The organism is Cellulosimicrobium protaetiae, assembly GCF_009708005.2.
Taxonomy (GTDB): domain Bacteria; phylum Actinomycetota; class Actinomycetes; order Actinomycetales; family Cellulomonadaceae; genus Cellulosimicrobium; species Cellulosimicrobium protaetiae.
The window spans coordinates 2,629,607-2,643,830 of record NZ_CP052757.1 but is presented as its reverse complement, the minus strand read 5'-3'; the positions used below and the strand labels follow the sequence as shown (position 1 = coordinate 2,643,830).

Annotated in this window: 11 protein-coding genes; all 11 read right to left on the bottom strand. The window is 73.7% G+C overall.

From position 1 onward, the window contains the following. Positions 1-72: 72 nt before the first annotated feature. Positions 73-1,953, bottom strand: coding sequence for an ABC transporter ATP-binding protein (locus FIC82_RS11145; protein WP_154798592.1), 1,881 nt, complete (start codon positions 1,951-1,953; stop codon positions 73-75). Beyond that, complete coding sequence (locus tag FIC82_RS11140) at positions 1,950-3,863, bottom strand: ABC transporter ATP-binding protein (RefSeq protein ID WP_154800138.1); 1,914 nt, start codon at positions 3,861-3,863, stop codon at positions 1,950-1,952. Before FIC82_RS11140 ends, FIC82_RS11145 begins: the two co-directional genes overlap by 4 nt. 291 nt (positions 3,864-4,154) lie before the next feature. Then, complete coding sequence (hisF, locus tag FIC82_RS11135) at positions 4,155-4,925, bottom strand: imidazole glycerol phosphate synthase subunit HisF (protein ID WP_047232850.1); 771 nt, start codon at positions 4,923-4,925, stop codon at positions 4,155-4,157. Continuing rightward, on the bottom strand, positions 4,922-5,956 hold the full coding sequence (locus tag FIC82_RS11130) for an FKBP-type peptidyl-prolyl cis-trans isomerase (RefSeq protein ID WP_154798591.1): 1,035 nt from the start codon (positions 5,954-5,956) through the stop codon (positions 4,922-4,924). The genes hisF and FIC82_RS11130 overlap by 4 nt, the downstream gene beginning before the upstream one ends. Positions 5,957-5,969: 13 nt before the next feature. Beyond that, on the bottom strand, positions 5,970-7,331 hold the full coding sequence (pafA, locus tag FIC82_RS11125; protein ID WP_154798590.1) for a Pup--protein ligase: 1,362 nt from the start codon (positions 7,329-7,331) through the stop codon (positions 5,970-5,972). Positions 7,332-7,337: 6 nt separating this feature from the next. Next, a complete protein-coding gene (gene prcA / locus FIC82_RS11120) occupies positions 7,338-8,117 on the bottom strand; it encodes a proteasome subunit alpha (RefSeq protein ID WP_168731757.1) in 780 nt (259 codons plus the stop codon). Continuing rightward, positions 8,114-9,046 (bottom strand): proteasome subunit beta, encoded by a 933-nt coding sequence (prcB, locus tag FIC82_RS11115; RefSeq protein ID WP_154798589.1) that lies wholly within the window; start codon positions 9,044-9,046, stop codon positions 8,114-8,116. Before prcB ends, prcA begins: the two co-directional genes overlap by 4 nt. Before the next feature lie 19 nt (positions 9,047-9,065). After that, positions 9,066-9,266, bottom strand: coding sequence for a ubiquitin-like protein Pup (locus FIC82_RS11110; protein WP_154798588.1), 201 nt, complete (start codon positions 9,264-9,266; stop codon positions 9,066-9,068). A gap of 152 nt (positions 9,267-9,418) precedes the next feature. Beyond that, entirely contained in the window at positions 9,419-11,038 is a 1,620-nt protein-coding gene (dop, locus tag FIC82_RS11105) for a depupylase/deamidase Dop (protein WP_154800136.1), read from the bottom strand. A gap of 169 nt (positions 11,039-11,207) precedes the next feature. After that, complete coding sequence (gene arc / locus FIC82_RS11100; RefSeq protein WP_154798587.1) at positions 11,208-12,866, bottom strand: proteasome ATPase; 1,659 nt, start codon at positions 12,864-12,866, stop codon at positions 11,208-11,210. A 182-nt stretch (positions 12,867-13,048) separates the two neighbouring features. Beyond that, positions 13,049-14,179 carry a tRNA (adenine-N1)-methyltransferase gene (locus tag FIC82_RS11095; protein ID WP_168731756.1) on the bottom strand — a complete coding sequence of 377 codons (1,131 nt, stop codon included), beginning with the start codon at positions 14,177-14,179 and terminating at the stop codon, positions 13,049-13,051. Positions 14,180-14,224 lie beyond the last annotated feature (45 nt).

Genomic DNA, 14,224 nt, shown 5'->3' with positions numbered 1-14,224 from the left:
TGCCAGACGCCGGGCCGACCTCGGTCCCCGTCTCGCCTCGCCCGTGGCCGAGCCGGGCGGCGGGCGCCGGGCTCAGCGGGTCTGGGAGACCCAGGCGTCGTGCATGCGGGCGTAGACGCCGCCGGCGCGCGCGAGGTCGTCGTGGTGGCCGACCTCGACGACGTGGCCCGCGTCGACGACCACGACCAGGTCCGCGGCCTCCGCGGTGGAGAGGCGGTGCGCGATCGTCAGGGTGGAGCGGCCCGCGGTGAGCGACGCCAGGGCGCGAGCGATGCGGACCTCGGTCGCGGGGTCGACGGCGGACGTCGCCTCGTCGAGGACGAGCAGGTCGGCCTCGGCGAGGTACGCCCGCGTCAGCGCGACGAGCTGCCGCTCGCCGGCGGAGAGCGACTCGCCCCGCTGCCCGACCGGGGAGTCGAGCCCGTCGGGCAGGCCCTCGACCCAGTCGGTGAGACCGAGCCGCTCGACGGCGGCCTCGATCCGGGCGCGACGCTCGGCGGCAGGTTCCCGCTCGGCGTCGCCCCGCAGGCCGTAGGCGACGTTGTCCGCGAGCGTGCCGTCGAAGAGGAAACCCTCCTGCGGCACGAGGACGACGCGTTCGCGCAACGAGTCGACGGCGAGGTCCCGCAGGTCGGTGCCGTCGAGCAGGACGCGCCCCGCGGTCGGGTCCATGAGCCGCGTGACGAGCTTGGCGATCGTCGTCTTGCCGGAGCCGGTCGCTCCGACGACGGCGACGGACGCGCGCGCGGGGAGGTCGAGGTCGACGCCGTGCAGCACCTCCGGGCCGTCGGGGTAGGCGAACCGCACGCCCTCCAGGCGCACGTGGGCGGGCCCGCGGGGGCTGCGCTCGCCGTCAGCGCCCTTGTCGACGACCTCGACGGGCGTCTCCAGCACCGCGAGGACCCGGCGCCAGCCCGCGACGGCGTTCTGGAGCTCGTTGAGGATCTCGGTCGCCATCTGCACGGGGCCCGTGAAGAGCTGGACGAGGAAGAGGAACGCGAGGAGCTGGCCGACCGAGATGTCGCCGGCCACGCCGAGGTAGGACCCGACCACGACGACCACGGCGAGCACGAGGTTCGCGACGAGCACGCCGCTCGAGAAGACGACGGCGACGAGCTTCTGCGCCCGGACCATCGCCCGCCGCGTCGCGTCGACGGCGGCGTCGACACGCCGCGCGGTACGCGCGCCCGCGCCGTACGCACGGATCGTCTCGGCGCCGACGATCGACTCGGAGATGGCGCCGAGCATCCCGCCGACGCGCGCCCGCACCTGCGTGTACGCGTCGTTGACGCGCGCCTGGGCAGGGCGCAGGACGAGGAACAGCGGCACGAAGCACGCCCAGACCACGAGCGTGAGCTGCCACGAGTAGACGGCCATGAGGACGGTCGCGACGCCGATCTGCAGCACCGAGACGAGCAGCATGATCCCGCCCCACTGCACGAAGAGCGAGATGGTGTCGACGTCGCTCGTCACGCGCGAGACGAGCGAGCCGCGCCGCTCGGTGTTCTGCGTGAGGACGGACAGGTCGTGCACGTGGCGGAACGCGCGCACGCGCAGGCCGGCGAGCCCCGCCTCGGTCGAGCGGAAGAGCCGGACGTTGACGAACGCCGAGCAGAGGCCGGCGAGGACGATGACGACCGCGGCCGCGCCGACGAGCACCGCGACGCGCGCCGTGTCCGGGCCGCCGTCGGCGAGCACGCCGGTGTCGACGGTCTGCTGGACGGTCACCGGCACGACGACGCGGCCCAGCGCGGCCGCGACCGCGAGCCCGAGCGTGATCCAGATCCCGTCGAGGATCTGCGGCGACACCTGGACGCCTCGGCGCAGGGTGGCGAGGACACCGAGCGAGCTCGCCGAGGCGATCCGGGCGTCGGCGGCCCCGCCGGGCGTACCCGGAGCGGACGCCGCGCCCGTCGCGTCGGTGCGCTCGTCCTGAGTGGTGGTTCGGCTCATTCCTCCAGCGCCCCCGTCTCGACGTGCCGCACGACGTCGTCCTCCTCGATCACTTCCTGCCGCTCGAGGTCGTCGTCCCGACGGTCCTCGTCGTGCCCGTCCCGGCCGTCCTCGGCCGCCTCCCGCGCGGTGTCGTCCGTCGCGTCGACGCGCTCCTGCTCGCGCCGCTCCGCCTCGCGCGCGTACGCGGTCGCGAGCTCGCGGTACCCGGCGTCGCGGGCGAGGAGCTCGTCGTGCGTCCCGACGTCGACCACACGGCCGGACTCCACGTGCACGACGACGTCCGCGAGCGCGACGCTCGACATGCGGTAGGCCACCATGACGACGGTCGGGCGGTCCGCCCCCTCGTGGGCGAGGCCCGCGAGGATCTGCTGCTCGACGCGCGGGTCGACCGCGGAGGTCGCGTCGTCGAGCACGAGCAGGCGCGGGCGACGCACGAGGGCACGGGCGATGGCGAGACGCTGCCGCTGGCCGCCGGACAGGTTCGCGCCGCGCTCCCCGAGCGGCGCGTCGAGCCCCTCGGGCAGCCGTGAGACGACGTCGTCGACCCGCGCGAGGCGCAGCGCCTCCCAGACCTGCTCGTCGTCGGGGCCCGGGTCGCCGTCGTCGACCAGCGTGACGTTCGCGCGCACCGAGTCCTCGAAGACGAACGCCTGCTGGGCCACGAGCGCGACCTGGGCGGTGAGGTCGGGCTCGCGCACGTCGCGCACGTCGGCGCCGTCCAGGAGCACGCGACCGCGCGTCGGGTCCGAGAGCCGGGCGAGCAGCGAGACGAGCGTCGTCTTGCCCGCACCCGTCGGGCCGACCACCGCGACCGTGGTGCCGGGCTCGACGGCGAGGTCGACGTCGTCGAGGAGGGTGATCTCGCGGCCGCCCGCCCGGACGTCCACGCCGACACCGTCGAGGCGCACGCCCAGCCCGGAGCGTCCGCCGGGTAGCCCGCCGGTCCCGGGGCGCAGCCCCCCGCCCGCGTCGACGACGCGGCTGATGCGCTCGTACCCGACGAGGGCGCGCGGGAGCTCGCCGAGCACCCAGCCGAAGGCCCGGACGGGGACGGCCATGATCGTGAGCAGGTAGGCGGCGGTGACGATGTCGCCCGCCGCGACGTCGCCCGCGGCGAGGCGGACGGTCCCGACGGCCAGCACGAGGAGCGTGCCGAGGGACGGCAGGAGCTCGATCACCGGGTCGAAGAACGCCCGGACGACCCCGACGCGCACGTTCGCGGCGCGCAGCTCGTCGGTGCGCTCGGCGAACCGGCGCTCCTCGCGGTCCGCGGTGCCCAGCGAGGTGACGAGCAGGGCGGCCTCGAAGCTCTCGTGCGCGACGTCCGAGACCTCGGCCCGGAGCTGCTGCGCGCGCGTGATCGCGGGCGACATGGAGCGCTGGAAGACGATGTTCACGGCGATCGCGACCGGGATGACGACGAGCGCGGCGCACGCGAGCCAGACGTCCACCCGGAAGAGCATCACCGCGGCGACGCCGATCATGACCACGACCCCGAGCGCGAACGGGAGCGGGTTGAACACGCCCGTCGCCGCCTCGACGTCGGAGTTCGCGTTCGACAGCAGCTGACCGGCGGGGTGCGAGCGGTGCCACGACATCGGCAGGCGCAGGTACTGGCGCGTCACAGCAGTGCGGTGCCGTGCCTGCAGCGCGGCGTACCCGTTGCCCGCGAAGATGCGGCGCGCGGCCACGCTCGCCGCGAGGGAGACCGCGATGCCCGCGAGGACGAGCCCGGCGACCCAGATACGGCCGCGCGCGGCCTCGTCGCCCGCGATCGCCGGGACGACGACCTCGTCGGTCGCGGTGCCGATCGCGCTGCTCACCGCCACGGTGAGCGCCCCGAAGAGCGCGGAGGACCCGATCGCGAGCGCGTAGGTGCGCGGCTCGTCGCGGATCCCCCGCCCCATGAGGGCGAGCGAACGGCGCACGCGCGACCCGGTCAGGGCGTGCGGACGGCGGACGGTCGGCTCGTCGGGGAGCAGGTCCCGCGGCGGGTCGGTCCGGTCCGTCGGGGCCGGCAGGTCGGTCGGGGCGGGCTGGGCGTCGGCGCCGGTGGGGCGCGTCCTGCTGCCGGGCACGGGACGGTCCTCGTCTTTCGTTCAGGGGGTTGCACGATCTTCTCATGCGCCCCTGACACAGCCGACGGAATTCCGTCGGCGGCGGCCGCTCGCCGGGCACGCCGCCGACGCGCGCTTGCCTCAGCGCACCTCGACACCCTGCGCGCGCATCGCGTCCTTGACCTGGGCGACGGTCAGGGCACCGAAGTGGAAGACGCTCGCGGCGAGCACCGCGTCGGCCCCGGCCCGCGCGGCGGCCACGAAGTGCTCCGGCGTCCCCGCCCCGCCGCTCGCGACGAGCGGGACCCGGACCTCGGACCGGACCGCGGCGAGCATCTCGAGGTCGAAGCCGGCGGTCGTGCCGTCGGCGTCCATGGAGTTGAGGAGGATCTCGCCCGCGCCGAGCCCGGCGGCGCGCGCCGCCCACTCCACGGCGTCGATGCCCGTCCCCCGGCGCCCGCCGTGGGTCGTGACCTCGTATCCGGACTCGGTGCGCACGTCGCCCGTGGTGCGCCGCGCGTCGACGGACAGGACGAGCACCTGGCTGCCGAACCGGTCCGCGATCTCGGCGATGAGCTCCGGTCGGGCGATCGCGGCCGTGTTCACCCCGACCTTGTCCGCGCCGGCGCGCAGGAGCCGGTCCACGTCCTCCGCGGAGCGCACGCCGCCGCCGACCGTGAGCGGCACGAAGACCTGCTCGGCGGTGCGCCGCACGACGTCGTACGTCGTCTCGCGGTTCCCCGACGACGCCGAGACGTCGAGGAACGTCAGCTCGTCCGCGCCCTCGGCGTCGTACCGGGACGCGAGCTCGACGGGGTCACCGGCGTCGCGCAGGTTCTCGAAGTTCACGCCCTTGACGACGCGCCCCGCGTCGACGTCGAGGCACGGGATCACGCGGATCGCGACGGTCATGAGGACTCTCCTTGGTCGGCCGGCGCGTCGCCGGTCGTGTCGGTACCGGCACCGTCGGCGCCGCCCTCGGCGGCCTCCTCCGCGGTCACCGGGAACTGGGCGTCGAGGATGTCCACGACGTAGACGAGGGTCTCGCCCGCGAGCGGGTTGGCCGTCTCGCCGTACGCGAGGTCGGGCGGGACGACGAGCAGCACCTGGCTCCCCACGGACTGCTCGAGGAGACCCTGCTCCCACCCCTCGTTGACCTCGCCGATCCCGATCATGATCGACAGCGGCGCGGCGCCGTCGGTCCACGTCGAGTCGAAGACCTCGCCGTCGGACCAGCGCACCCCCGAGTAGCGCACGGTGACCACCTGACCGACCTCGACCTGGCGGCCGTCGCCGCGGATCAGCGGCTGCACGACGAGCCCGGCGGGGGCGGAGGTCTCGGCCGGGATCTGGACGGTCGGCGTCCCGTCCTCGGCGCGCGTCACCGTCGGCAGGCCCTCGACGGGCGGGACGTCCTCGCCGGACGCGCGGGTAGGGAGCACGTCCACCACGAGCGCGACGGGGACGCCGTCGTCCTCCTCGACCCGCAGGAGACGGGCCCCCACCCGCTGCCCGCGCAGCAGGTCGCGCAGGTCGCGACCGACCGACTCGTCCGTCAGGGACCGCCACCGCGGCGCGTCGGTGTACGTGTTCTGCAGGACGGTCCCGTCGCTGACGTCCTGGGCGTAGATGTTGAGCAGGAGCGGTCCGCCGTCGACGAGCTCGGCGCCCGCACCCGGCCACACCACCTCCGACCGGGCCTCCGGGACGTCGAGCGGTGCCCGGTACAGCAGCTCGGGCGGCGCCCCGGACGACCCCGCGACCGTGAGGTCGGTGTTCAGGGGCGTCTCGGTGACGTCCTCGGGCTCCGTGCACGCGGCGAGGACGAGGGTCGCCACGAGCGCCACGAGCAGCGCGAACGCGGCCCGGGCCGCGGGCGCGCGACGACGGCCGGGCCGGGCGCCCCGCACGGGGCGCGCGACCGCGAGGGTCAGGTTCGTCACATCACGTCCCGCGTCACATCGACTCGATGAGGCGTTCCACGCGCTCGTCGACGTTCCGGAACGGGTCCTTGCACAGGACCGTGCGCTGCGCCTGGTCGTTGAGCTTGAGGTGCACCCAGTCGACCGTGTAGTCCCGGCGAGCCTCCTGCGCGGCACGCACGAAGTCTCCGCGCAGCTTGGCGCGCGTCGTCTGCGGCGGGACCGCCGTCGACTCGAACACCTCGAGGTCCGTCGTGACGCGCTCGACCATCCCGCGCGCCGCGAGCAGGTTGTACAGCCCCTCGGTGCGCGAGATGTCGTGGTAGGCGAGATCCAGCCGCGCGATCCGCGGGTCGTCGAGCTCCAGCCCGTGCTTGGCCTGATAGCGCTGGATCAGGCGGTACTTGATGACCCAGTCGAGCTCGCGGTCGACCAGCGAGAGGTCACCCGTCTCGAGCGCGCGCAGCCCCCGCTCCCACAGGTCGAGGACCTGCTTGACGACCGGCGTGGGCGAGACGTCCTGCTCGACGAACTCCTTGACCCGCTGCAGGTACTCGCCCTGCAGGTCGATCGCGGTGACCGTCCGACCGCTCGCGAGCTGGACGGGCTGCTTGCCCGTCATGTCGTGGCTGATCTCGCGGATCGACCGGATCGGGTTCTCGAGCGCGAGGTCGCGCATGGGCACGCCCGCCTCGATCATGCGCAGGATGAGGTCGGTCGAGCCGACCTTGAGCATCGTCGTCGTCTCCGCCATCGACGAGTCCCCGACGATGACGTGCAGGCGCCGGTAGCTCTCCGCGTCGGCGTGCGGCTCGTCGCGCGTGTTGATGATCGGGCGGGACCGGGTCGTCGCGCTCGACACCGCCTCCCAGATGTGGTCGGCGCGCTGCGACAGGCAGTAGACCGCACCGCGCGGCGTCGTGAGCACCTTGCCCGCGCCCGTGAGGACCTGGCGCGTGATGAGGAACGGCACGAGCACGTCGGACAGGCGAGCGAAGTCGCCCTGGCGCCGCACGAGGTAGTTCTCGTGGCAGCCGTAGGAGTTGCCCGCCGAGTCGGTGTTGTTCTTGAACAGGTGGATGCGCCCGGGCAGGCCCTCGTGCTCGAGGCGCTGCTGCGCGTCGGCCACGAGGCCCTCGAGGATCCGCTCCCCGCCGCGGTCGTACGCGACGAGCTGGCGCACGTCGTCGCACTCGGCGGTCGCGTACTCCGGGTGGGAGCCGACGTCGAGGTACAGCCGCGACCCGTTGCGCAGGAAGACGTTCGACGACCGGCCCCACGCGACGACCTTGCGGAACAGGTAGCGCGCCACCTCGTCCGCCGACAGCCCGCGGCCGTCGTCGGACGCGCACGTCACCCCGTACTCGGTCTCCAGCCCGAAGATCCTGCGGTCCATGCGGTCCTACCCCTCGTCCGTCGCGGGGCCGTCGCCGGTCGTGTCGCCCGCGTCGTCGGTCGCGGCGTCGGCGGCTGCCGTCGGGCCGTCGCCGTCCGCGAGGAGGTCCTCGAGCGCGCTCCCCGAGATCCGGCGGAAAGCGCGCCGCGGACGGGTGCGGTCCAGGACGGCGACCTCGAGCTGCGTCGCCGGGATGGTCCGCGCCTCCTCCCCGTCGCCGCCCGCACCGAGCGCGCGCACGGCGAGCCGCAGCACGTCGGCCAGGCCGAGTCCGGGCTCCCACGCGTCCTGGAGCACGCGACCGAGCTGGTCGGCCTGCCCTCCCATGACGACGACGCCCTGCTCGTCGGCGACCGAACCGTCGTAGGAGATCCGGTAGAGCTGGTCCTGCGCCGCGGTCCGGCCGACCTCCGCGACGACGAGCTCGACCTCGAGCGGCTTCGACTCCGTGGTGAACACCGTGCCCAGGGTCTGGGCGTACGCGTTCGCGAGGCCGCGCGCGTTGACGTCGGTGCGGTCGTACGAGTAGCCGCGCAGGTCCGCGTAGCGCACGCCCGCGACCCGCAGGTTCTCGAACTCGTTGTACTTGCCCACCGCGGCGAACGCGATCCGGTCGTAGATCTCCGAGATCTTGTGCAGGGCGCGGGACGGGTTCTCCGTCGCGAACGCGATCCCGTCCTCGTAGGCGAGCACCACGACGGACCGGCCGCGCGCGATGCCCTTGCGCGCGAAGTCGGCCCGGTCCTTCATGAGCTGCTCGGGCGAGACGTAGAACGGCATGTTCACTCGGCGTCACCTCCCGACGTGGGGCCCTGCAGGTCGTGCGGCTGGTCGTGCGGGACCGCCTCGGCGTTCGTCGCCGCGGGGCCGCGGCGCGGCACGCCCGTGCCGGAGCGCTCGGCCACGATCTGCTCGACGACGGCCGCGAGCTCGTCGTCGGGAACGCGCTCGTAGCCGTCCCGGGTCACGACCGCGACGACCGGCCAGATCCGGCGCACGGGGTCGGGACCGCCCGTCGCCGAGTCGTCGTCCGCCGCGTCGTACAGGGACTCGACCGCGACGCGCACGGACCCGGCGCGGTCGAGCTCGGTGCGCCACAGCTTCTTGAGCGAGCTGCGGGCGAAGACCGAGCCGGACCCCACCGAGTGGTAGGCGCGCTCCTCGTACCGGCCGCCGGTGACGTCGTAGGAGAAGATGCGCCCGCTGCCCCGGTCGAGGTCGAAACCCGCGAACAGCGGGACCACGGCCAGGCCCTGCATCGCGAGCCCCAGGTTCTGCCGGATCATCGTGGACAGCCGGTTCGCCTTGCCGTCGAGCGACAGCAACGAGCCCTCGATCTTCTCGTAGTGCTCGAGCTCGAGCTGGAACAGCCGCACGAGCTCGACCGCGATGCCGGCGGTCCCCGCGATCCCGACCGCCGAGAACTCGTCCGCCGGGAAGACCTTCTCGATCTCACGGTTGGCGATCATCGACCCCATCGTCGCGCGACGGTCGCCCGCCATGACGACGCCGCCCGCGACGCCCTCGGCGCCGAACGTGAGCGCGACGATCGTCGTCGCGTGCGGCGCGTCGGGCACGACGCCCGCGGGCGCGTGCCCGGAGGCGCGGCGCGAGGGCAGCAGGTCGGGGGCGTGCCCGGACAGGAAGTCCAGGAAGGACGACGACCCGGGGGTCGTGAACGCGTCGGGCAGGCGCCCGGGCTGGTCCGTGCTCATCGGGTTGCCGTCACCCTTCCTACTCGCCGCCCTTCTGCACGAAGCCCCGGACGAAGGACTCCGCGTTCGTCTCCAGCACCTCGTCGATCTCCTCGAGGAGCGCGTCGACCTCGGCGTCGCGGGACTGCGCCTGCGGCGCGACCGGGGCCTCGGGGCCCTCGGGCTCGTCGTCGGGACGCCGGTCCTCGTGCGACGCGTGGGTGCGTTCGGTACCCGCCATGGCTGCCTCCTCGTCCGGCGGCGCGGTGCCGCGCCGACGTTCTGTCCGTTCCAACCCGGTCGGGGCTCGCGCCCTTCCCGGCCCTGCTCGCACGCGGCGCCCGTTCCGCGAAGGGCGGGGCGCCGTCGTCCGTCCAGCCTAGTCGCCGCCGCTCACGACGGGCCCGCCAGACCCGCCAGGAGGGCAGCCGCGTCCGGGCTCGCGTCGAGCAGGGCGCCGATGTGGACGCGCGTCCCCCGCAGCGGGTCCATCATCGGGACCCGCTGGAGCGACGGCGCGCCCGGGACGTCGAAGATCACGGAGTCCCAGCTCGCGGCCGAGACCTGGTCGCCGTAGCGCGCCATGACCTCGCCGCGGAAGTACGCCCGCGTGTCCTCCGGGGCGTGGTGCACGGCGGCCCCGACCTCGCGCTCGGTGACGACCCGGTCCACCGCGCCGGCCGCGAGGAGCCGGTGGTAGATGCCGCGCTCGGGGCGCACGTCGGACCACTGCAGGTCCATCGCGGCGAGCCGCGGGTGACCCCAGTCGAGGCCGTCGCGCTCGCGGAGCCGGTCCAGCAGCCGCAGCTTCGCGACCCACTCGACGTCGCGCGCGCACGTGTCGCGATCCGTCGCGAGCCGGTCGAGCACCGAGGACCAGCGCGCGAGCACGTCACGCGTCGGGGCGTCGACGCCGTCGGGACCGGCGAGCCGCTCCGACGCCTCGGCCGCCACCGCGAGGTACTCGCGCTGGACCTCGAGCGCGGTCAGCTCGCGGCCGTCCGCGAGGACGAGCCGACGCGTGAGGTCCAGGTCGCGGCTGACCCGCTGCACGTCCGCGACGGGGTCGGCCAGCCGCAGCGCGGCGAGCCGCGCCCGCACCCGGGGCCCCAGCTCCTCGAGGTGCTCGACGACGAACAGCACGAGCGACGTCGTCCCCGTCTTGAGGTACGTCGCGGTCTCGAGCATGTTCGCGTCGCCGATGATGAGGTGCAGCCGGCGCCAGCGCTGCCGGTCCGCGTGCGGCTCGTCGCGCGTGTTGACGATCGGGCGGCGCAGCGTCGTCTCCAGCCCGACCTCCGCCTCGACGTAGTCCGCGCGCTGGGAGACCTGGAACCCGTGCTCCTCGCCCGTCGGGCCGAGGCCGACGCGCCCCGAGCCGGCGAACACCTGCCGGGTGACGAGGAACGGCGTGAGCATCTCCACGAGGAGGCCGAACGGGACGTCGCGGTCCACGAGGAAGTTCTCGTGCGTGCCGTAGCTCGCGCCCTTGCCGTCCACGTTGTTCTTGTAGAGCACCACGGACCCGCCCGGCACCTGGGCGAGCTCGCGCGACGCCGCGAGCATCACGCGCTCCCCCGCCACGTCCCAGCACACGACGTCGTGCGGCACGGTGACCTCGGGCGAGGAGTACTCCGGGTGCGCGTGGTCGACGTAGAGCCGAGCCCCGTTGGTGAGGATGACGTTCGCCGCGCTCGGGTCGTCGTACTCCTCCGTGGTGGGCCGCGCGACCTCCTGGAACGTGCCGCCGTCCCCCGGCACGGGTCCCGACGGAGCCGGCGTGGACGGGTCGTCCGTGAGCAGCGACGGGTGCGCCGACGCCCGCGGCACGTGGAACCCGCGTGCGTCCTGGAGCGGGTCCTCGTCGTCGTAGTCCCACCGCGCCCGGCCGCGCGCGCCGTCGCTGCGTGCGGCGAGCGCCCGGTAGGTCGTGACGACCTGGCTCGACATCAGCATCGGGTTCGCCATCGGCTTCCCCGGCTGCAGGACGCCGTACTCGGTCTCGATCCCCATGACCCGTCGAACGCTCACGCGCTCACCCTATGTCGGCCCACCGACTGCCCGCGGTCCGCGTCCACCGACGACGCCACACCCCTCGGGGAGCGGCGAGACCCCGCCGGTGCGGCGCCCGCGCGTGCGGGTCGCCGTCCGGACGGGGTCTCGGGGCGTCGCCCGGGTGGTCCTACAGGTACTGGCCGGTGTTGGTCACCGTGTCGATGGTGCGCGGGGAACCGCCCTCGCCCTTCTTCTGGACGATCGTGCGGATGAAGACGATGCGCTCGCCCTTCTTGCCGCTGATGCGCGCCCAGTCGTCGGGGTTGGTCGTGTTGGGCAGGTCCTCGTTCTCCTTGAACTCGTCGACGCACGCCGAGAGCAGGTGGTCGACACGGATGCCGCGCTGGCCGCTGGCGAGGAAGTCCTTGATCGCGGACTTCTTGGCCCGGTCGACGACGTTCTGGATCATCGCGCCCGAGTTGAAGTCCTTGAAGTACAGGACCTCCTTGTCGCCGCTCGCGTACGTGACCTCGAGGAACTGGTTCTCGTCCTCCTCGGAGTACATGCGCTCCACGACTGACCGGATCATCGCGTCGAGGGCCGCGCGCTGGTTGCCGCCGTGCTCGGCGAGGTCAGCCGCGTGGATGGGCAGGTCCTCGGTGAGGTACTTGGCGAAGATCTCCTTCGCCCCCTCGGCGTCGGGCCGCTCGATCTTGATCTTCACGTCGAGGCGGCCCGGTCGCAGGATCGCGGGGTCGATCATGTCCTCGCGGTTCGAGGCGCCGATGACGATGACGTTGTCGAGCCGCTCGACACCGTCGATCTCGGCGAGGAGCTGCGGCACGATCGTCGTCTCGACGTCGGACGACAGGCCCGTGCCGCGCGTACGGAACAGCGACTCCATCTCGTCGAAGAACACGACGACCGGGGTGCCCTGCGACGCCTTTTCGCGGGCTCGGGCGAAGATCAGGCGGATGTGCCGCTCGGTCTCGCCGACGTACTTGTTGAGCAGCTCGGGGCCCTTGACGTTGAGGAAGTAGCTCCGTGCCGCGCCCGAGCCGGCCTCGATCTCCTCGCCGCGCGCCCGCGCCACGGTGTGCGCGAGCGAGTTCGCGACGGCCTTGGCGATGAGGGTCTTGCCGCACCCGGGAGGGCCGTACAGGAGGACGCCCTTGGGCGGGTGCAGCCCGTGCTCGCGGAAGAGGTCGGGGTGCGTGAACGGCAGCTCGACCGCGTCGCGGATCTGCTCGATCTGCGGTCCGAGCCCGCCGATGTCCTCGTACTCGATGTCCGGGACCTCCTCGAGGACGAGCTCCTCGACCTCGGACTTGGGGATCACCTCGAACACGAACCCGCTGCGCGTGTCGATCGTCAGCGAGTCCCCGACGCGCAGCGCCGTGTGCGCGACCGAGCCCGCGAGACGCACGACGCGCTCCTCGTCCGCGCGGCCGACGACCAGCACGCGGTCGGCGTCGAGGATCTCCTTGGCCGTGACGATCTCGCCGGTGCGCTCGTACCCGCCCGCCGCGACGACGGTCATCGCCTCGTTGAGCTTGACCTCCTGGCCCGGGCGCAGCCGCTCGACGTCGAGGCTCGGGCTGGCGCCGACGTGCATCTTGCGCCCGGCGGCGGACACGTCGACCGACCCGTCCGGGTGCGCGGCGAGGAACACCGCGTACGTCCCCGGGGGCTTGGCGAGGTCGTCGATCTGCCGCTTCAGGTCGAGGATCTGGTCGCGCGCGGCGCGGAGCGCCTCGGCGAGCCTCTCGTTCTTCGCGGAGAGCAGCGCGAGCTCCCGCGCGCTGCTCTGCGGGGCCTCGTCGCTTCGGCCGAATGTCTCGCTCATGGGGTGTCCCCTCTCGCCGGCGGCTCGCCCGACCGCGTCGTGGACGGCGGACGGCGGACCCGCGGGAGGACCCGTGCCGACCACCGTCCGGCGGTCGGGTGTAGACCTTAGGCACAATTCTCGCCCGTGCACACGGACGACACCCAGGGTGAGACGGCCGGGTCCTGATCGTTACCGGACCGTCACGGCCCCGACACGTCGGACGGGTGCTCGCCCTGCTCCGGGGCCGGCTCGGAGCCCTGGCCGGGGACCTGCTCCGGCCCCTGACCGACGTCGCGCCGCACGCGGCGGATCTTCTTCTCCGAGACCGGGCGCTCGCCGAGCTCCTCGGGCGACCACTGCTCGGCGTCGGTCGGGTACGCGCCCTTGGCGGGACGACGCTTGCGCTCGGGCGGCGCGACGCCGTCGGCCAGACGGCGCGCGGTGAGCAGGAAGCCCGTGTGCCCGATCATGCGGTGCTGCGGGCGCACCGCGAGGCCCTCGAGGTGCCAGCCGCGCACCATGGACTCCCACGCGACCGGCTCGGCGTACCGGCCGTCGGCGCGCAGGTCCTCCGCGAGGCGCGAGAGCTGCGTCGTCGTGGCGACGTAGCACACGAGCACGCCGCCGGGGACGAGCGCACGGGCGACGACGTCGAGGTTCTCCCACGGCGCGAGCATGTCGAGCACCACGCGGTCCACCGTGCCGTCCGGGGCGACGGTGGGCAGCACGTCGGCGAGGTCGCCGACGGACAGCGTCCACGCGGGGTGGGGCTCGCCGAAGAACGTCTCCACGTTGCCGCGCGCGATGGCCGCGAAGTCCTCGCGGCGCTCGATCGAGTGCAGCTCGCCCGCGTCGCCGACGGCGCGCAGGAGCGACATCGTCAGCGCACCCGAACCGACGCCCGCCTCGACGACGCGAGCACCGGGGAAGATGTCCGCCATCGCGACGATCTGCCCCGCGTCCTTCGGGTAGACGACCGCGGCGCCGCGGGGCATGGAGAGCACGTAGTCCGCGAGCAGCGGGCGCAGCGCGAGGTACTCGATGTCGGCCGTGTTGCGGACGACGCTCCCCTCGGGCTGCCCGATGAGGTCGTCGTGCCGCAGGTACCCCTTGTGCGTGTGGAACGTCGCACCCGGCGCGAGGGTGATGGTGTGCAGGCGCCCGCGCGGGTCGGTGAGCTGGACCTTGTCCCCCACCCGCAGCGGCCCGCGGCGCTCGTCGGCACCCGTCGCACCGGGACGGTCCGGGGCGGCTCCCCGGGAGGCGGGGGTCGCGTCCGGGGCGGTGGGCGGCGTCGGGGTGCCGGGCGTGGCGGCGGGCTCGGAGGTCACGGGCGACCATCCTACGGGCCGGGCCACGAACCGGTCGCGGAGCCT